General features: G+C 62.9%; 17 protein-coding genes and 1 pseudogene. 9 read left to right on the forward strand and 9 right to left on the reverse strand.

Annotation, left to right across the window (positions count from 1 at the left end; genetic code table 11):
• Nucleotides 1-18: 18 nt before the first annotated feature.
• The 4 genes from V5B44_RS12945 to V5B44_RS12960 all read right to left on the reverse strand — a co-directional run bounded on the left by V5B44_RS12945 (nucleotide 19) and on the right by V5B44_RS12960 (nucleotide 4,575).
• A complete protein-coding gene (locus V5B44_RS12945) occupies nucleotides 19-585 on the reverse strand; it encodes an OmpA/MotB family protein (RefSeq protein ID WP_332359421.1) in 567 nt (188 codons plus the stop codon).
• An 86-nt stretch (nucleotides 586-671) separates the two neighbouring features.
• Nucleotides 672-1,088 (reverse strand): hypothetical protein, encoded by a 417-nt coding sequence (locus V5B44_RS12950; RefSeq protein ID WP_332359422.1) that lies wholly within the window; start codon nucleotides 1,086-1,088, stop codon nucleotides 672-674.
• A 62-nt stretch (nucleotides 1,089-1,150) separates the two neighbouring features.
• On the reverse strand, nucleotides 1,151-3,679 hold the full coding sequence (locus V5B44_RS12955) for an arylsulfatase (RefSeq protein WP_332359423.1): 2,529 nt from the start codon (nucleotides 3,677-3,679) through the stop codon (nucleotides 1,151-1,153).
• A 35-nt stretch (nucleotides 3,680-3,714) separates the two neighbouring features.
• Complete coding sequence (locus tag V5B44_RS12960) at nucleotides 3,715-4,575, reverse strand: hypothetical protein (RefSeq protein ID WP_332359424.1); 861 nt, start codon at nucleotides 4,573-4,575, stop codon at nucleotides 3,715-3,717.
• A gap of 321 nt (nucleotides 4,576-4,896) precedes the next feature.
• Between V5B44_RS12960 and V5B44_RS12965 the strand changes: the two genes are divergently transcribed.
• Nucleotides 4,897-5,937, forward strand: a complete 1,041-nt coding sequence (locus V5B44_RS12965) for an AraC family transcriptional regulator (RefSeq protein ID WP_332359425.1) — start codon at nucleotides 4,897-4,899, stop codon at nucleotides 5,935-5,937.
• Nucleotides 5,938-6,057: 120 nt separating this feature from the next.
• Here V5B44_RS12965 and V5B44_RS12970 read toward each other — a convergent pair whose 3' ends face one another.
• The gene (locus V5B44_RS12970) at nucleotides 6,058-7,536 is read right to left on the reverse strand and encodes a patatin-like phospholipase family protein (RefSeq protein ID WP_332359426.1); all 1,479 of its coding nucleotides are present in this window, start codon (nucleotides 7,534-7,536) and stop codon (nucleotides 6,058-6,060) included.
• Nucleotides 7,537-7,670: 134 nt separating this feature from the next.
• Between V5B44_RS12970 and V5B44_RS12975 the strand changes: the two genes are divergently transcribed.
• Together V5B44_RS12975 and V5B44_RS12980 are read left to right on the forward strand one after the other, a co-directional pair.
• The gene (locus V5B44_RS12975; RefSeq protein WP_332359427.1) at nucleotides 7,671-8,648 is read left to right on the forward strand and encodes an alpha/beta hydrolase; all 978 of its coding nucleotides are present in this window, start codon (nucleotides 7,671-7,673) and stop codon (nucleotides 8,646-8,648) included.
• A gap of 502 nt (nucleotides 8,649-9,150) precedes the next feature.
• Nucleotides 9,151-9,474, forward strand: a pseudogene (locus V5B44_RS12980) (IS701 family transposase); the annotation flags it as partial.
• Between the two features lie 131 nt (nucleotides 9,475-9,605).
• On the opposite strand, the gene V5B44_RS12985 reads toward V5B44_RS12980, so the two are convergent.
• Both V5B44_RS12985 and V5B44_RS12990 read right to left on the reverse strand, forming a co-directional pair.
• On the reverse strand, nucleotides 9,606-9,956 hold the full coding sequence (locus V5B44_RS12985; protein ID WP_332359429.1) for a hypothetical protein: 351 nt from the start codon (nucleotides 9,954-9,956) through the stop codon (nucleotides 9,606-9,608).
• Nucleotides 9,957-10,045: 89 nt separating this feature from the next.
• A complete protein-coding gene (locus V5B44_RS12990; RefSeq protein ID WP_332359430.1) occupies nucleotides 10,046-12,544 on the reverse strand; it encodes an arylsulfatase in 2,499 nt (832 codons plus the stop codon).
• Nucleotides 12,545-12,784: 240 nt separating this feature from the next.
• Here V5B44_RS12990 and V5B44_RS12995 point away from each other — a divergent pair, with 240 nt between their 5' ends.
• Nucleotides 12,785-13,774, forward strand: coding sequence for an AraC family transcriptional regulator ligand-binding domain-containing protein (locus V5B44_RS12995; protein ID WP_332359432.1), 990 nt, complete (start codon nucleotides 12,785-12,787; stop codon nucleotides 13,772-13,774).
• Nucleotides 13,749-13,847: an AraC family transcriptional regulator gene (locus V5B44_RS26680; RefSeq protein ID WP_434735444.1), complete on the forward strand. Its 99-nt coding sequence runs from the start codon at nucleotides 13,749-13,751 to the stop codon at nucleotides 13,845-13,847. The genes V5B44_RS12995 and V5B44_RS26680 overlap by 26 nt, the downstream gene beginning before the upstream one ends.
• 36 nt (nucleotides 13,848-13,883) lie before the next feature.
• Here V5B44_RS26680 and V5B44_RS13000 read toward each other — a convergent pair whose 3' ends face one another.
• On the reverse strand, nucleotides 13,884-14,132 hold the full coding sequence (locus V5B44_RS13000) for a hypothetical protein (protein WP_332359433.1): 249 nt from the start codon (nucleotides 14,130-14,132) through the stop codon (nucleotides 13,884-13,886).
• 304 nt (nucleotides 14,133-14,436) lie between these two features.
• On the opposite strand from V5B44_RS13000, the gene V5B44_RS13005 reads away from it, so the two are divergent.
• The 4 genes from V5B44_RS13005 to V5B44_RS13020 all read left to right on the forward strand — a co-directional run bounded on the left by V5B44_RS13005 (nucleotide 14,437) and on the right by V5B44_RS13020 (nucleotide 16,023).
• On the forward strand, nucleotides 14,437-14,715 hold the full coding sequence (locus V5B44_RS13005; protein ID WP_332359434.1) for a DUF2092 domain-containing protein: 279 nt from the start codon (nucleotides 14,437-14,439) through the stop codon (nucleotides 14,713-14,715).
• Entirely contained in the window at nucleotides 14,712-14,981 is a 270-nt protein-coding gene (locus tag V5B44_RS13010) for a DUF2092 domain-containing protein (protein ID WP_332359435.1), read from the forward strand. Before V5B44_RS13005 ends, V5B44_RS13010 begins: the two co-directional genes overlap by 4 nt.
• A gap of 12 nt (nucleotides 14,982-14,993) precedes the next feature.
• Nucleotides 14,994-15,437, forward strand: coding sequence for a hypothetical protein (locus V5B44_RS13015; RefSeq protein WP_332359436.1), 444 nt, complete (start codon nucleotides 14,994-14,996; stop codon nucleotides 15,435-15,437).
• Nucleotides 15,438-15,516: 79 nt separating this feature from the next.
• Nucleotides 15,517-16,023 carry a hypothetical protein gene (locus V5B44_RS13020; RefSeq protein WP_332359437.1) on the forward strand — a complete coding sequence of 169 codons (507 nt, stop codon included), beginning with the start codon at nucleotides 15,517-15,519 and terminating at the stop codon, nucleotides 16,021-16,023.
• 106 nt (nucleotides 16,024-16,129) lie between these two features.
• On the opposite strand, the gene V5B44_RS13025 is transcribed toward V5B44_RS13020, so the two are convergent.
• On the reverse strand, nucleotides 16,130-16,792 hold the full coding sequence (locus V5B44_RS13025; protein ID WP_332359438.1) for a MarC family protein: 663 nt from the start codon (nucleotides 16,790-16,792) through the stop codon (nucleotides 16,130-16,132).
• Nucleotides 16,793-17,061 lie beyond the last annotated feature (269 nt).

A 17,061-nucleotide genomic window follows, 5' to 3' on the forward strand; every position in this document is an offset into this window, starting at 1 on the left:
GGTTTATGGATCCGTCGTTCAGAACTTCATATCGGTGAGGACGATTTCGATACGGCGATTTTCCTTGCGTCCGGCAGCAGTGCTGTTGGGCGCAACCGGTTGGTACTCGCCAAAGCCGGAAGCCTCAAGCCGCGTCGGATCGATGCCTTTTGCCTGCAGGAAACGTACTACGTCGCTCGAACGTGCGGTAGAAAGTTCCCAGTTGCTTGGATAGCGCTGGCGCAGTTCGTAGCCAATCGGCTCGTTGTCGGTATAGCCGCGGACGACAATGCGCTTGTCGGTGACGCTTTGCAGCGTGCCGACGATCTTCTCCAGCGTCTCGCGGCCCTTGGCATTCATCTGGGCACTGCCGGAAGAAAATACAATCTCGTCGATCAGTGTGACAGTCAGTTGGCCCTGTAGCTCTTTGATACGCACTTGATCGGCCTGAACTTCTTTCTGGAGCTGTGCACTGAGTGCCTGATAGGTACGGCTCTGGCCGGCGTAGGTATTCGCCGTCTGTACTTCCTGGTTATATGTACTCTGGCTGACGCAACCGCCAAGGGTGGCGGCCAGAACGACTGTGATGAGCGTTTTCTTGAACATTTCTGCCTCCTGCGGTTAGGCGTGAAATCCACGCCGATGAATCATTTGGGGAACATCTCATGATCGCTAGCGAAAAAACACCTCACTCACCTTGCACGCGTGAAATAGACGTCGAACTTCTGCTGCGCCACCGCCTGGAAATAGACGCCCTTCAACACGTCGGCTGCCGGGTCGTAGGTCAGGGTGTAGGTCGATCCGTTGTAGCCAGCGGCCCGCAGTTCGAAGAAGAGCTTGATGACATTGCCTTCGCGCGTCGCTTCTGCCCTGGAAAACGGCAGCGGGTTCGGATTGGCGTAAGCGGCGTCGAGCTTGCCGCTGGCATCGATGCTCCTGATGTTGATGACGTAGCCGCCATCGGGCCTCACCCAGCGTCCCGGCAGGGCCGAAAAAGCGGATTCCGACTGGATTGCCGCCTTGGGGACAAGCTGGGCAACGGCCGTCGCCGGGATGGTTCCGATTGCAACGGTTAAGAGTGAGAGGTAGAGCGCAGCCGCTGTTTTCATGGTTCCCCGCCAGATCGAAATGGACGCGGCTGGCGCCCCCATCGGGACGCCAACCGTTTCGCTTACTTGTTTGTCGGCGGCTTACCGTCCTGCGCCTCAGCCATTGCCGTTTCCAGCTTCTTGATGTCCGCCGGCGACAACTGCGGCCGGTCGACCTTGATCGTCAGCTTGTTGAGCTTGGCGGTCAGCGCGAACGGCGGCTTGTAGTCGGCGTCGTTGACGCCGGTGAGCGTGTCCGAACCGATGTCGAAGCTCTCGTCCCACTGCAGGATCATCGGCAGCGTTTTCTCCATCGTGATCGTCTGCACCACCTTGCCGTCCACCTTCAGGACGCCGGTGCCGGGCCGGCCGAGGCCGCTCATGTTGTTGAACGCCAGCGTCCCGACGCCGAGACCGTCATACTTGAAATCGAACTCCAGCGTGTGCTGGCCCGGGGTGAGCGCCTCGGCGCCTTCCCACTTGATGCGCTTGAGGTCGACCAAGTTCCACAGGAACACCGGCTTGCCCTTGAGCACGTAGAAGCCGTATCCCCCGAAGCGTCCGCCCGAGGTCAGGATCATGCCCTCGGCGCCGCCCTGGGGCACAGTGATGTCGGCGGTGATCGTGTAGGACGAGTTCAGCAGGAACGGCGAGTCGCCCTGCGGCAGGCCGACCATCGGTCGCGTGTAGACAAATTCCGTCCGGCCGGCCGTGATGTTCGGGCGTGGCGCGACGATGCGGGCCGCCACCGACGCATCCAGCGGCAAGACCTGGTGCTTCTTCGCTTCAGCAAGGAACTTCTGGCGCATTTCCCTGACCTTCTGCGGGTTCTGCGCGGCGATGTCGTTGGTCTGGTTGAAGTCCTTGCCCAGGTTGTAGAGCTGGAAGACCTGGTTGTTCAGCGGATCGGGGTTGGCCGCGCCGAAGGCCTGCCACGGTGCGCGGTTGACCTTGGTGCTGAGGAGCCAGCCGTCGTCATAGAGCGCCCACTGGCCCATCATTTCGAAGTACTGCGTCTTGTGCCGCGACGCGACCTTGGCATTCGCCGGGTCGAAGGTGTAAACGAAGCTGGTGCCCTCTATCGGCGCCTGCTTGATCCCATCGACCATCTCCGGCGCCTTGATACCCGCCGCTTCGAGGATGGTCGGCACGACATCGATGACATGCACGAACTGCTCGCGCAGGGCGCCCTTGTCCTTGATGCGCGCCGGCCACGAGACGACCATGTTCTGGTTGATGCCGCCGAGGCGCGAGGCGTTCTGCTTGAACCAGTCGAAGGGCGTGTCGAAGGCCCACGACCAGCCGGCCGACATGTGGTTGTAGGTCTGCTCGGTACCCCAGACGTCGTACCACTTCAGCTGCACGTCAGCCGGCAAATCGCCGACGCCGTTGAAGAAGGCGACTTCGTTCGGCGTGCCCATCGGTCCGCCTTCAGCGCTGGTGCCGTTGTCGCCGTTGATGTAGATGACCAGCGTGTTGTCGAGCCTGCCGAGATCCTGGAAGTGCTGGATGACGCGACCGATTTCGTTGTCGCTGTAGGCGGCGTAGGCAGCGAAGACCTCGACCTGGCGGATGAACAGCTTCTTCTCGTCGGCGCTTAGCTGGTCCCAGGGCTTCAGCATTTCATTGGGCCAGGGCGTCAGCTTCGCATCCCGGGGAACCAGGCCGAGCTTCTTCTGGTTAGCGAAGATCGTCTCGCGCAACTTCTCGTAGCCGCCGTCAAACAGCTTCATCGCGCTGATCTTGTCCACCCACTCCTTGGTCGGGTGGTGCGGCGCGTGCGTCGCGCCCGGCGCGTACTTGATGAAGATCGGCTTGTCGGGCTGCGTCTGGTGGATGCGCGTCATGTAGTCGATCGCGTCGTCGGCCATACCGGTGATCAGGTTCCAGCCCGGTTTGCCCTGGAAAGGATAGATCTGCGTCGTGTTGCGGAAGAGGTTCGGCTGCCACTGGTTGGCGTCACCGCCGACAAAGCCGTAGAAGTACTCGAAACCCATGCCGGTTGGCCACTGGTCGAAGGGCCCGGCCTGGCTGGCGGCGAAGGCCGGCACGTTGTGGTCCTTGCCGAACCACGAGGTGGCATAGCCGTTGTCGAGCAGCATGCGGCCGATCGTTGCCTTGTCCTTGCCGATGATGCTGTTGTAGCCGGGGAAGCCGGTCGACTGCTCGGAAATCACGCCGAAGCCCGCCGAGTGGTGATTGCGCCCGGTGATCAGTGCGGCGCGCGTCGGTGAGCACAGCGCGGTGGAGAAAACCCGGTTGTAGCGCAGGCCTTCGCTCGCGATGCGGTCCATCGTCGGCGTCGGGATGACGCCACCGAAGGTGCTCGGCACGCCGAAGCCGGCGTCGTCGGTGATGATCAGCAGCACGTTCGGCGCGCCCTTCGGCGGCACGACACGCGGTGCCCACCAGGCCTTCGAGTTCAGCGCATCATCCTTGATGACGCCACCGAATTTCGGATCGGGTGGCGGCAGTTGCTTGTTGCTGACCGTGGTTGTGGCGCTGGGCGAGCCCAGGGTGCCGGTGACCTGCTGCCCGAGCGCCCAACCACTGGTGGCTAGAGATGTCGCAAGGACTGCAACAAACGCCAGCAAACGTAAGCCTGATTGCATGTCAGCCTCCTTGGAGAAAAAACCTGGTGAAAAATCTAGAAGTGGAAGGTGGCGCCGAGGGCCAGGCCGGTGAAGCGGGTGTCAATGCCTTCACCCCTGCCGGTAAAGTCGTACGACAGGTTGCGCAGCGCCAGCGTGACATCACCCCAGCCGTAACGGTAGCCCAGAGCGATCATTGCCTGCCAGGTCGTGTTGTCGGACCCGGAGCCGATATCAAGGTAGTAGGGCATGAAGACGCGATCATCGTCGCTGAGACTCACCTCCCCTTTCACGCCGGCGATCACATCCCACTTGTTCATGCTCGCCGAAAGCGTGCGCTGGCGCCCCGGGAGCAGGCCGGCCGCACCGCTGATGCTCCAGTCGAGCGTCTGGTTCATGTACAGGTAGCGCGTGCCGGCAAAAACATCGAGATGAGAGGCGCCGCGGCGCCAGGCTGTGTAGCTGCCGGCAAGTGTCCAGACGTCGGACTTCAAATCCATCGTAGCGCCCAGATCGGCCACCGGCAAGGCAGCCCCTCCCGGCCCCCTGACAGTTCGCACGCCGGTGTCCTGTGCCTTGAGCTTCATGTAGATGTAGTCGGTGAACACCGACCAGTCGCCCTTGCGCGCCTCTCCAGCGATCATGAATGCAAACGAGAGGTCGTCGAGGTAGTCGTTCGGGGTAGTGTGCATGGCGGTGTCCACGCCGCCCGAGATGCCGAATGGTCCGTTGAACGACGCGCTGTTGTAGATCGTCGGTAGCCACGCGTAAGGCGTCAGGCTGAAATGCCACTGACCGTCGAAGCGGCTTGCTCCGACAAGGTCATCGGCGGCCGCCGCCGGTGCCACCGCTGCCAGGCTGAGGGCACCGAACATGACGCCGGCAACGCGATGCCTGAAGAGTTTTCCTGTCTCCATCCTTGCTTTTCCCTCCGGTTGGTGTTAGTCACGGTGCTGGCTTGCCGCCGGGCTGGCTACGGAACCTGACCGGCCGGTGGATCATTGCGGGACAAGCAAAGGTTGCCGCAGATACCACAGCCATTCCACGTCGTCGACCCATTGGCAGAAGCTGGCGTATCCGAACCCCTCGCTGTTGCGGACGTTCGCATTATCATGCTTCTACCCGGGGCCGTGTCGCGACTATTCGCGACAGAAGATATACAATTCACGACAGATTGACGGCGTTCGGGTAGCGGGCACCCTGGACAAAGCGCAATTTTCGAAAACGGGAGCAGACGGTTGCGAGCTAAGAGAGCGTTTGACGAGGCGGTCGTTCGCGTTGGTGGGGCGGCAGCGATTCCTGCGGTGCTGCGCGACCACCGCGTCGACCCGGCGGAACTACTCGCCGAGGCCGGGATCAGCCCAAGCCTTTTCGATGACCCCGACAACATGATTCCCTTCGTCAGCCTGGGCCGTCTGGTTGCGATCTGTGTCGCCAGGACCGGCTGCAGCCATTTCGGACTCCTGGTTGGTCAGCAGGGCGGTCCTGCGTCGCTCGGTCTGGTCGGATTCCTCGTGCAACACTCGCCGGACGTCGAGACCGCCCTGCGCACACTGGTTCGCTATCTGCACCACCACGACCGCGGCGCAGTGCCGACGCTGGTGATCAACGGAAACTCGGCGCTCTTCGGCTACGCCATCTACCAGCCCGCTGTCGAGGCCGCCGAGCAGATCGCCGACGGGGCCATCGCCGTCGCGTTCAACATCATGCGCCGGCTGTGCGGGCCCGGCTGGCAAGCCAGCGAGGTTCTCTTTGCCCACCGGGAACCGCCCGATATCAGCCCGTTTCGCCGCTTTTTCCAGTCGCCGCTGCGCTTTGACGCCGAGCACAACGCACTGGTTTTCCCCGCCGAGTGGCTGACACGCCCTTTGGCAGCAGCGGACCCCGACTTGCGTCGCCTGCTGCAGAAGCAGATCGACGAACTCGAGGCAAGAACTGCGGGTGACTTCCCGCACCAGGTGCAACGAGTGCTGCGGACTGCGCTATTGACGCACGGGGCTGCGGCGACCGAAGTCGCTGCCCTTTTCTCGATGCATGTTCGTACCCTGAACCGCCACCTGCGGGCCTGCGGAACCACCTTTCAGCAACTCTCCGACGAGGTCCGCTTCGAGATCGCCCGGCAGATGCTCGATGATTCGACAATGACGCTGAGTGAAATCGCCGCGGCACTCGCTTACGCCGATGCCAGCGCCTTCAGCCGGGCGTTCTCACGCTGGAGTGGCGTCACGCCCGGGCGCTGGCGAGTCCGCCGGCCAGCCTCGCCCGGCGGCGGAAGCTAGCACGCGACCACAAGCGCCGCGGCCAGCGGATCCCCTGACCCGGCAGGCAGACTGGCTGCCGCGCCGATCGCAAGCTAGCCGAGCGCTTTCATACGCTTGCTCGCCACGCTGCCGGAGGCGCTACTTCACGGAAGGCTGGCTCGCCGCCGCACCGCCGCGCGACGGGTCAGGCACGATTGCCGCCCCGACGTCCTTCAGCAGTCGCTTGAATTCCGGCGAATCCATGATGATCGTTCCGGCCGCGGCGCGCAGGCGATCGACGGCCTCGGCGGGTAGCACGAAGGAGGTCGGCTGTTCATTGAGGTAAGCGAGTTCCGCCGGGTCCTTCAGCGCCGAGAACGAGACGTCGATGACATAGATTTCAGCCCCCGGCACGCGAACGGCAGCGGCGACCGCGGGGTCCCGGTTGCTCGCCATCGCCGCCGAGTTTGCGATCAGGCGCGCGGTCTTCCAGCGGTGAGCCATGTCGCGCAACAGCTCGATCGCTTCGTACGAGTAGCGATCGATCGGCACGCCGGCTGACTTCAGCAGGATGCCGACAGTGCCCGGCGGGGTCTCGGATTCGTCCCAGTTGGTCGGCGGCGAGGACAGCGAATTGACGACGAAGACGATGATCCGGCGCGCGTCGTCGAGCGGCGTCGCGGCGCCAACTTCGTGCAGAGCCTGCGAAATTTCCAGCGCGTCGAGCACCGCGCGCATGCCGACGTTGTCGGAAACGCCGCCGTCCACGAGATGCAGGTAGGGGCGATGGACGCCGTCGTCGTAAGCCTGCATGTCCTTCAGCGAGCGTATCGCGCGCGCCGCCGGTCGCGGCGGTTCCTCGGCTTCGGTGAACGGCTTCACCCAGGCGGGAAAGCGCCTGTTGCAGGTGCCCGCGTAATTGTTCATCGTCACCGGCGACAGCACCACCGGCACGGCCGACGACGCGGCTGCGGCGCGCGACAGGGGAACGGCATTGAGGTCCGAACAGAGGATGTCGAAGGTCGTCTGGTTGAAGACAAAACGGGCACCGGTCGAGATGTCGGTCGCCGAGGCCAGAATCAGCGGACCGTGGCCCGCGTTCAGATCGCCAAAGGTGGCACCATTGAACAGGATTTCGTCGTACAACTCGGCCGCCAGTTCTGAACGGCCCCAGCCTGTAAACCACAGACTGCCCCAGTTGCTCAGGCTGAACGTTCGGGCAATGATCTCGCCCTGCACATCACGCTTGAGGAAGCGCTGCTCGTACTCGCTGAACAGTCTGTCGCCGTACAGACCATAGGCCAAGGCTGTGAAACTGCCGCCGGAGACGCCGGTGATGACATCGACCTGATCGAGCAGGCGAACGCGCTGGCCCTGGGGTCCAACGACCTCGGTACGGCGAAGAAACTCGAGGACGCCGTAGGAGAACGCCGCCGCGCGCGTACCGCCACCGGAGAAGGCGAGGATGACCAGACTCTCCTTCTGCTTGACACGCCCCAGGCGCGTCTCGAAGCGGTAGCCCGCGGCTGGGTCAGCCTGCGTGATCGGCGGGTTGATCGGTCGGCTGGCACAACCGCCGAGCAGGAGCAGGAGCAGGAACACAACAGCCAGCAGGCAGCGCGTAGGCAATGGAGTCATCGGTTTGGCCAAGTAGATCATGGAAGATGTGATTCTATCCTGTCTTATCCCTGCAGAAGTTCTTGCGGTGAACGCGATGCTCGTCCTCCACGACCCCGCAATTTCGCGTAGCCTGTACCCACGACAGGACAGCCATGCACAGCGAACCGACTTACCTCCACACGATTCAAATTGGCCCCAGTTGGCGGACGCGGGCGCTGAACGGCCTGCTGCGGCTGACGATGCGCCGGCGGCTGACCCAGGCATCCGATGTCGCCGCCTTGCGGCGTGAATACGAGGAGATCGACGCCCGCTATTTTCGCCTTGCGCCCGACGTGCGGCGCACGCCGGTCGACTGCGGCGGCGTTTCGGCCGAGTGGATCACAGTCCCCGGTAGCCGCAACGAGCGGGTCATCCTCTACCTGCACGGCGGGTCATTCGCGTTCCGCTTCCCCAACGCGCACGCGACGCTGGTGTCGCGCCTTTGTCGTCGCCTCGGCGCGCGCGCCCTCCTCCCCGATTACCGGCTGGCACCGGAGCACCCGTTTCCGGCAGCGCCGGACGATTGCCATCGCGCTTACCGAGCGCTCCTTGCACAGGGGCTAAGTCCCCAAGGCATCGTGCTCGCCGGCGATTCTGCCGGCGGCAATCTGGCGCTGGTGACGATCCACCGAGCAAGGGCGGCCGGCGAGCCTTCGCCGGCCTGCGCCGTGCTGCTCTCACCGGCGCTCGACTGCACGCTTACCAGCCCCAGCATGGCTGATTACGACGGCGAGGACCCGATGCTCCAGTTGAGCACCCTGCTGGTCCTGCGTCGGTGTTATGTGCAATCACCTCACCCGTATATCGACCCCGAGGTCTCACCGCTATTCGCCGATTTCCGCGGTTTTCCGCCGCTGTTCCTGCAAGCCGGCAGCAGCGAAATGCTGCGCGACGAAGCGGTTCGCGCCGCCGACAGAGCGCATGCTGCGGGGGTGGACGTCGAACTCGAGATCTGGCCCGGCGTGCCGCACGCATTCCAGATGGCGGAGTTTCTTCCCGAGGCGACCCTGGCAATCGATCACATCGCGCACTTCGTCGAGGTGCACACCGGATGGGGCGATGGGGATGCGCGGCCCGTTCCGGGTAACTGAACCTGATCAGGCGGGAGACAGATGCCAACGCTGATCTCAGGCAGAGATCCCGATGGAGCGGCCAAGCAAGCTGCGCGCGGTGGTGCGAAGTGCCCGTGCCGAGCGCCAACCGGATCGTCCGGGACAAGACCGCCACCCTGTTCTCGCCGGCGCTGAAGTACTGCGCCTGGTGCTCGATGCGGAAGTACAAGGCGGCAAAGCCCATGCCGCCAAACATAGCCTGCCTCGTCTGCCGGAGCTGTTCGAGGGGCTTGGCGCATCCAAAGGCACGCCTGGAGGCGATCACCAGCCGCCCCCTGTTGGTCGCCGGTGTCCGGCGCCTGACTCAGCACGCCAGCAAATCCCTACTCCTGCTCACACTTTCCCATGCGGCGGGGGATCAGATCTGGGCGATGATCGCCAGTATCCGCAAGGGTCTTGACCATGTTCCGGCAATCGCGCCTCAGTTGCCGACAGCCGTCCACTGGCCTGTACTGGTTCGCTATATCGTCGACAAAATCGTCCTTGGCTCGAACAACAGGTCCGAATCATCGCCCAGGTTCGCCGCGATACGGCCTTGTTTCTTCAACCTGAACCGGAGCGGAAACGCCGAGGACGCAAGCGCAAGTACGACCGCAGGATCGATGCCGAGGTACTCGAAGCCTTGCCGGTGGGGGAGATGGAACTGATGCTGTACAGCACGGTGCAGCGGATTCGGGTGCGCTCGGTCCTCGCCGTGGCGCGATTCCTGAAGGGGCTCCCGGTCCGCGCGGTGTGGTGCGAGATGTTCCTGCCCGACCACACCTGGTCGCGTCCGCGCCTGATTCTGGCGACCGAGACCGACCTCTAGGCACAACCGTTGGTGGAGATCTACGCCGAGCCCCTGGGTAACCATCCCCCGGCAGAGCCGGGGGGTTGCCCGTGCTGGCCAAAAGTCCCCGGGGCCGAGACCGTTTCCGGGGATTGTGTACAGCCACGTCAGGCCGATATTCCCTCACCACGTGCTGCCCGGGCCAGCAGCACGGTCAAGATCAAGTGCAGGACGACCGCCGGCCACAACAGAGGGCCGACCGGCCCGCCCGCAAAGCCGAGGTAGGCGAGATAGAGGGTGGCAGCCGCGCTGTAGGCCAACATGCCTACCAGCGGCGTGCCCGGCCAGCAGGCGACCGCCAAGGAGATGAGAGCGATGCCGGCCACCCGGGCGACAGGTATGGCGATGCCGGTCAGTTCCTCACCCAGCAACACCCGCCCGACCAGTGCTGGAACGATCAGCAAAGCCAGACCAGTTGATGCTTCACCGACGGCGGCGAAGGTCAGCGCTCCTTTCATGACACCCCCCAGCCTTGATCAATTTCGCACGCCGACACACTTATCACGTATTAGAACGCTGCTCACTTCTGGCAAGCATCTCATTTCGCTTAACGTCGATGAGGCGAGCCTACCGGGTGCGCAAGTGGAGGCGGTGGAAAGGGCTCGAGTTTGAAGGTCAGCTTGTCGATCGTTCCGGTGAACTTGAACGGGGAGTCGTAGCGGTACTCGACCATCGCGACGCCGGTGCGCGTGTCGAGGCCGACGTCGAAGGTCTCGTCCTCGGCGAAGGTGATCGGCGTGGAGTTGGGCATCGAGTTCCTCGCCACTTCCTTGCCGTCCACGTACATCACACCGGTCCCGCCCTTGCCCAGACCCGGCTCAGCGGACTTGAAATCGAAGACGATCGTGTGCTTGCCCGGGCTCAGTTCAGGCCCTTCCCAGATGGTGCGCTTGAGGTCGAGCAGGTTATAGAGGAAGACCACCTTGCCCCGCCCGACCCCGAGCTCGCCCTTGCTCAGGAACAGCCCGTAGCCACCAAAGCGGCCACCCTGGGTGACGATCATGCCTTCGCCGCCGCCCGCGGGGATCGTGACCTCGGCGGTGATCGTATAGGACTTGTTCAGGATGTGCGGCGCCGTGCTGCCGGGCACGTTGGCCAGCGTGCCCGAGTAGGTGAACTCGGTGCGCCCGGCCGTCAGGCTCGGCTTTGGCGCGTTCCAGCGTGCCAGTGTCGTGTTGTCGAGCGGCAGCACGCCGTACTTCGCCGCCTCGAGATAGAAGATGTTCTGCATCTGCTTGAGCTTGTCAGGCATCTTTGCCGCGAGGTCGTTGTTCTGCGTCGGATCCTCCATCACGTTGTAGAGCTCCCACTTGTAACCGGTGATCACATCGGGCGGCGGCTTGGTACTGAGCTCCCACGGCAGCGTCACCGGCGTCGTCGCCGCGACCCAGCCGTCATGGTAGATCGCGCGATTGCCGAGCATCTCGAAGTACTGCGTCGTGTGCCGGGTCGGCGCGTTGGCGTTGGCCTTGTTCCAGGTGTAGGCCAGGCTCGTGCCTTCGATCGGGAGCTGCTTGATGCCGTTGATCATCTCCGGCGCCGGGATGCCGGTGGCTTCGAGGATGGTCGGCACGATGTCGATGACGTGGTGGAACTGGCGGCGGATGCCGCCCGGGTCACCGATGCGGCCGGGCCACGAGATCGCCATGCCCTGCGCCGTGCCACCGAAATGTGACGGCACCTGCTTCATCCATTTGAACGGCGTGTCGAAGGCCCAGGCCCACGCCGCCGAGTAGTGCGGGAAGGTCTTGTCGGAGCCCCAGAACTCGTACCAGAGAAACTGGTCCTTGACCGGCACCGGGACGCCGTTGAAGGTCGTGAACTCGTTCGGGGTGCCGTTGACCATGCCTTCGGCACTCGCCCCGTTGTCGCCGCTGATGTAGATGATCAGCGTGTTGTCGAGCTGGCCCATGTCCTCCACGGCCTGGATGACACGCCCGATCTCGTTGTCGGCGTAGGCCTGATAGGCTGCATAGACATCCGCCTGCTTGATGAACAGCTTTTTCTCTTCCCAGCTCAGCGAGTCCCAGCGAGGCAGCTTGGCGCCGTTGTAGATGTCCTGTCCGTCAGGCCAGGGCGTCAGCTGAGCGTTGGGCGGCATGATGCCGAGCCGCTTCTGGTTGGCGAAGATCGTCTCGCGCAGCTTCTCCCAGCCGTCGTCGAAAAGGTGCATCGCGCTGATCTTGTCGATCCACTCCGGCGTCGGATGATGCGGCGCGTGCGTGGCGCCGGGCACGTAGTAGACGAAGAAGGGCTTCTCCGGTGCCAGTGCCTTCGACTGTCGCATGTACTGGATCGCCTCGTCGGCCATCGCCGTTTGCAGGTTCCAGCCCGGGTTGCCCTGGAAGGGGAAGATCGGCGTCGTGTTGCGGAACAGGTTCGGCTGCCACTGGCTGGCGTCGCCGCCGACAAAGCCGTAGAAGTACTCGAAACCCATACCGTTCGGCCACTGGTCGAACGGCCCGGCCTGGCTGTTCGCGAAAAAGGGCGTGTTGTGATCCTTGCCGAACCATGAGGTTGCGTACCCGTTGTCCCTCAGGATCGTGCCGATGGTGCCCTTCTCTATCGGGATGATCGAGTCGTAACCAGGGAAGCCGGTCGCGATCTCGCCGACCACGCCGAAGCCCACCGAGTGGTGATTGCGCCCGGTAATCAGCGCCGCGCGCGTCGGCGAGCAAAGGGAAGTGGAGTGGAAGTTCGTGTAGCGCAGGCCGCTCTTCGCGATGCGGTCGAGCGCCGGGGTCGGGATCACGCCGCCGAAGGTGCTGGGCGAGCCGAAGCCGTCGTCATCGGTCATGATCAGCAGCACGTTCGGTGCCTTCTTCGGCGGAACCACCCGTGGCGGCCACCACGGGGTCGATTCCGAGGCTCTTTGCTTGATCACCCCACCGAACTTCGGATCAGGCGGCGGTAGCTGCTTGCCGCTGATCGTGGTGGTGGCGCTGGCGGAACCCAGCACGCCGGTGACCTGCTGTGCCGATGCAAGACCAAACAACCCAATGGTGACTATCGCGGATAGGGCCAGTCCAAGGAATTGCTTTTTCATTGCTTACTCCAATGGTCGAATTTCGCGAGACTGAAACGCTTTGCTCCAAGCATTCTTCAAGTTCTCCAGAAATTTTCCGGTATGCGCCAGTGAATGATTCGCCTGCCACTGTATCAAGGTTGAGGCTGAAGTCCAGGGGGGGCACAGTGTTTCAGCATTTTCGGGCCAGGTGAGGTTTTCAGCCTAGGACAGATGACGACAATCAGTAGACATTTGACGACATTCCGATGATCATGCCGCATGAACAAAGCTCCCTCCCTGTTGGTGCGGGCCCGAGCGCTGACCGGTTTTGCCGAGCTCGTCAGTGATCTTGGCGGAGATGTCGACGGTTTGCTCAGTAGCGTTGGAATGACGACACAAATGCTTGCGCAACCGGAAGCGACGATCAGCATGCCCGGCGCCGTGACGTTGCTTGAAACCGCGGCATCACAGCTCGCTGCCCCGGACTTTGGCCTGCTCCTGGCGCAACGGCAGGATTTTTCGGCCCTCGGCCCCATCGCACTCATTGCCAGTCGCGCCAACACCGTGGGCAAAGCGCTGGTGGCGATCGCGCGCAATTTACCGTACCACGTGGCGCGTACCTCACTGCGGATGCAAGCCGGCCCCACAGCAGGACTCGCCTGGCTGCGTTACGAACTACCTCCCGAAATTGGCGGAGAGCAGCGGCAATCGGTGGAGATGTGCTGTCTGATGCTGATCCAGACGCTACGCATGCTCAGCGGCAATGCCGGCGCTGACTGGAGGGTGGTGTTAGCACACCGGCCCGGCTTCCCGCTGCCCCGCTACCGTGAAATCTTTGCCTCTGAAGTGGCGTGCCAGCAGTCAGGTAATGGCGTGATCTTTCCCGAATCTCTCCTCGAAAACGTGCTCGACAGTCGAAATCCTCAGATTCGCGTTGCCGTCGAGCGCTTTGTGGCTCACCTGATTCGACGCAGTCCGCTTGATCTGGCCTGCCAGATAGAGGAACTGATCGCTCGACAACTGGCCGACGGTGGCTGCAGCCTGACCGATATCGCCCGACAACTTGCGATGAACGAGCGCACCCTGCAGCGACGGCTTGATGCACAACAAGTCCGCTTCACGGACATCCTGGACCGCGTCCGGCGGAAACAGGGACGAGAGTTCCTGGCCCAGTCCGTTGCCCTTGTCGGAAGTGGCGCTTCTGCTCGGCTACAGTGCAGACTGTTCGTTGCCCTTGTCGGAAGTGGCGCTTCTGCTCGGCTACAGTGACCAGAGATCGCTCAGCCGGGCCTGTCGCCGCTGGTTCGACACGACTCCGGGAGCAATGCGTACGCATAGTTGAGCGGAGCGCTAATTCGAGGACAGGAGTCATCGCCTGTCAGCCAAGCCGCAAGCCCTGATCGTCAGCGATCTTCACCTCGGCGGTGGCAACGCGGACCCCGGCGACGACCATGCGTACCAGAAGCAGGAACTCGAGCGCTTCGTGCGCCAGCAACTGGCGTCGACCGCCGGCCAGGCGGGCCAGATCGAGTTGCTTTTCAACGGCGATTTTTCGCGTTCGCGCAGGCCAAACAGGAGGCCTACCGCAGCCGCTTGCCCGACTACTGGTGTTCCGCGCCGGAATCACTGGAGAAGCTCGAAGTCATCCTCGCCGGGCACGCCAACAGATTTGGGTGTGGATCTTTTCGGCCACGAGAGATCGCTTGCGGATCAGAGACATGATTTATCAGTGGGTGGTCGAAGGATGCCTCCGAGGTCGTATTTAAGGAATTGCAAACTGATTGGCGGGATGGGCACTCCGTCGACCCGGCCGACGCTCAGCGAACGAGCGACGTGGTGACCGTGTCCAGAGGAAAGGTACCCGCTGTTCCATTCTGATTCAGGTCAGGACCGAGCTGTCTTCGGAAGCGGTCCTCGAGGATGGTCAGAAATTGCAGCAGAGTTCCTCGGCAGAGATCCAGGTGCAGCGGCCAAACAAGCTGCGAGCGGTGATGCGGAGTGCGCGCGCCGAGCGCGAGCTGGTCTATGACGGCAATACCGTCACGCTCTACACGCCGGCGCTGAAATACTTCGCCACCACCGAATTGGCAGGCAATATCGGCGGCATGATCGATCAGCTCGAAGCCAGGTACGGTGTGCCGATCCCGCTTTCGGATCTTTTCCTCTGGGGCACCAATGCCGCCCCCCCGACAAGATCGAGTCGGCGATGAACGCCGGCCAGGATTTAATCGGCAAGGACTTGTGCGATCACTACGCGTTTCGCCAGGGCAAGGTCGATTGGCAGATCTGGATAACGACCGGCGACGCGCCACTGCCGCGCAAGCTGGTGATCACCAATCGGTCTGACGAAGCCCGCCCACAGTCCGTTTCCTATATGGCCTGGAACCTCAAGCCAACGTTCACGGATGCCATCTTCAAGTTCACGCCGCCCAGGGGTGCCCAGGCCATCGGCATCCGCCCGCTGAATACAAAATAAAGGAGCGCCAAAATGCAAAGGTCTTTGTACAAACTGTTTCTGGCTCCGTTGAGCGTTCTGCTCCTGGCCAGCTTCGCCCTGGCTCCCATGGCTGAGGCCCGCGGCGGTGGCGGCGGGCTCGGTGGTGGTGGTGACCGCGCTGGCGGCGGCCGCGACGTGCAGGTCAATAACGGCCAGCGCGACGTGCGCAACACCAGCATCAATAACGTCAATGTCAACCGCAACGTCAATGTCGATGTCGACCGGCGCGGTGATGGCTGGAACGACAACTATCACCCCGTCGCCACCGTCGTGGTGACCGCCGCTGTCGTCGGTTCGGTCGTACGAAGCGTGCCCCCCAACTGCTCGCCATACAACTACAACGGCATGGTGTATCAGCAGTGCGGCAGCAGCTGGTACCAGCGGCAGTACGTTGGCAACGACGTCCAGTATGTGGTGGTCAATCGACCGTACTGAGGTCCGGCAGCAGCTGGCGCGGAGGCCGCTGCCGGAGATCCGCAAGTTTCGCTAGGGAACGCTCCGCGTCGTCGGCCAGATGCTGTCCACCTGCAGCATTGCCACCCTTTCCGGCAGCGACCATAGGTTCGGCAGCACCGGCTGGACCCTGCTGGTGATCGACGGCCCGCAACGCCTTTTTTCCGGCGAACGACGGCTGGTAGCGCATCGAACTTGTGATCTCGGCCGCAGAGAGGACTTCCTGAAGGAAGGGCGACTGACGCTCGATGCTGCCAGCGCGAGGGGTCAGGAACTGGCACCCGCAGGAATGCAGGACGAGGAGTCGTTTCACGAAGCAGTCAAGGCGGTCCGGCGACTTCCGCTGAATTCTGAGAGGCGGTCGTCCTGGATGCCAACCCCTGCACGCACTTTGCTCGATAGGCGGCTATTGGCGCGCGGCAGGCCGCCAGCGCGCCCTCGGCTGCCAGGGAGCGAAGACGGCCGCCTCACCCGCGCCGCCAGCTTTTTCCACTTCGAACGTAGCACGATGTCGATCTTGCGGTTCCCGGCGCGTCCTCGCTGCGTGTCGTTCGACGCCACCGGCTGATATTGGCCATAACCCTCGGCAACGATGTTCCTCGGGGCCACGCCCTGTGCCTGACGCCGGCGGTGCGCCCGACGTCATACCTGGCAGGCTGCAAAGAGCAGCGCATTCAGACCCCGGCGGCGACCTTTGCCACCTGCCGGTAAGGCTCCAAGAACTCCACGGCACCATTGAAAATCAGCCCCATTCCCATGGCAGCGACAAAGAACCCGACGATGCGGGTCGCGGCATCGATTCCCTGCTTGCCCATCTTGCGCAGAATCGGCTTGGCGTAAATCAGCGACAGGTAGGTTACGAGCATGCAGGCGACGATCGCTGCGCTGGCAGCGAAAAAATGTGTCAGCTCCCCCAGCGACTGCTTGATCGTCGAAGCCATGCTGATCAGGGTCGCGATGGCGCCTGGGCCGAACATGATCGGCATGGCCAGCGGAACGAAGGCAACGTCTGTATTGCTATCGTCCGCACGCGGAATGATCCCGCCTGATGGCGGCGGATTGAAGAGTTCGAACCCGACTCGGGTAAGAATCACTCCGCCAACCACCCGCACCATGCTCAGGGAAACGTCGAAGAGGCGCAGCAGCACGGTGCCAAAGAGCAGAAAAAAGAAGCTGAGCAACAACGCGTAAATACAGGCCTGACGTGCCACCCGCCGCTGTTCCGCATCCGGCTTGCCATCGGTCAGGCCGAGATAGACCGGTATCGCCTCAAGCGGATTGATGATCGCCAGGAGGGTAGTAAACAGGCTGATGAAAAGGGTGATGGTGGGAGTCACGCGCACAGCACTCCAGTGGGAAATGAGGGAAGCCTCGAAAGGCCCGCCAGGCAGCACACAAAGCCAGCGCAGTCTGCCGTGTCGGCAACGGCAAAGCGGAAGGGTGCGCCGGCAGGCTATCACAAACGCCTGTGCTCTGGTACTCGCAGCGCTGCCAGCGGCATGCCCGGTTCCAGTCGAAGACCGGCCACCTCCGTGCTTACCCGCATGGCCCCAAAACGTCGCCAAGCGGCTTGGCCGCCGCAGGTCTGCCCGGCGCTGGCGTGCGA

The organism is Candidatus Accumulibacter necessarius (assembly GCF_036625085.1).

Bases quoted from the DNA above. Each gene is read 5' to 3' on its own strand.
- V5B44_RS12990 (WP_332359430.1), bottom strand. From the start codon at position 12,544: ATGAAAAAGCAATTCCTTGGACTGGCCCTATCCGCGATAGTCACCATT.
- V5B44_RS12985 (WP_332359429.1), bottom strand. From the start codon at position 9,956: ATGAAAGGAGCGCTGACCTTCGCCGCCGTCGGTGAAGCATCAACTGGT.
- V5B44_RS12950 (WP_332359422.1), bottom strand. From the start codon at position 1,088: ATGAAAACAGCGGCTGCGCTCTACCTCTCACTCTTAACCGTTGCAATC.
- V5B44_RS13020 (WP_332359437.1), top strand. From the start codon at position 15,517: ATGCTGTCCACCTGCAGCATTGCCACCCTTTCCGGCAGCGACCATAGG.
- V5B44_RS12995 (WP_332359432.1), top strand. From the start codon at position 12,785: ATGAACAAAGCTCCCTCCCTGTTGGTGCGGGCCCGAGCGCTGACCGGT.
- V5B44_RS12975 (WP_332359427.1), top strand. From the start codon at position 7,671: ATGCACAGCGAACCGACTTACCTCCACACGATTCAAATTGGCCCCAGT.
- V5B44_RS12945 (WP_332359421.1), bottom strand. From the start codon at position 585: ATGTTCAAGAAAACGCTCATCACAGTCGTTCTGGCCGCCACCCTTGGC.
- V5B44_RS13010 (WP_332359435.1), top strand. From the start codon at position 14,712: ATGAACGCCGGCCAGGATTTAATCGGCAAGGACTTGTGCGATCACTAC.
- V5B44_RS12960 (WP_332359424.1), bottom strand. From the start codon at position 4,575: ATGGAGACAGGAAAACTCTTCAGGCATCGCGTTGCCGGCGTCATGTTC.
- V5B44_RS12955 (WP_332359423.1), bottom strand. From the start codon at position 3,679: ATGCAATCAGGCTTACGTTTGCTGGCGTTTGTTGCAGTCCTTGCGACA.
- V5B44_RS12970 (WP_332359426.1), bottom strand. From the start codon at position 7,536: ATGACTCCATTGCCTACGCGCTGCCTGCTGGCTGTTGTGTTCCTGCTC.
- V5B44_RS13015 (WP_332359436.1), top strand. From the start codon at position 14,994: ATGCAAAGGTCTTTGTACAAACTGTTTCTGGCTCCGTTGAGCGTTCTG.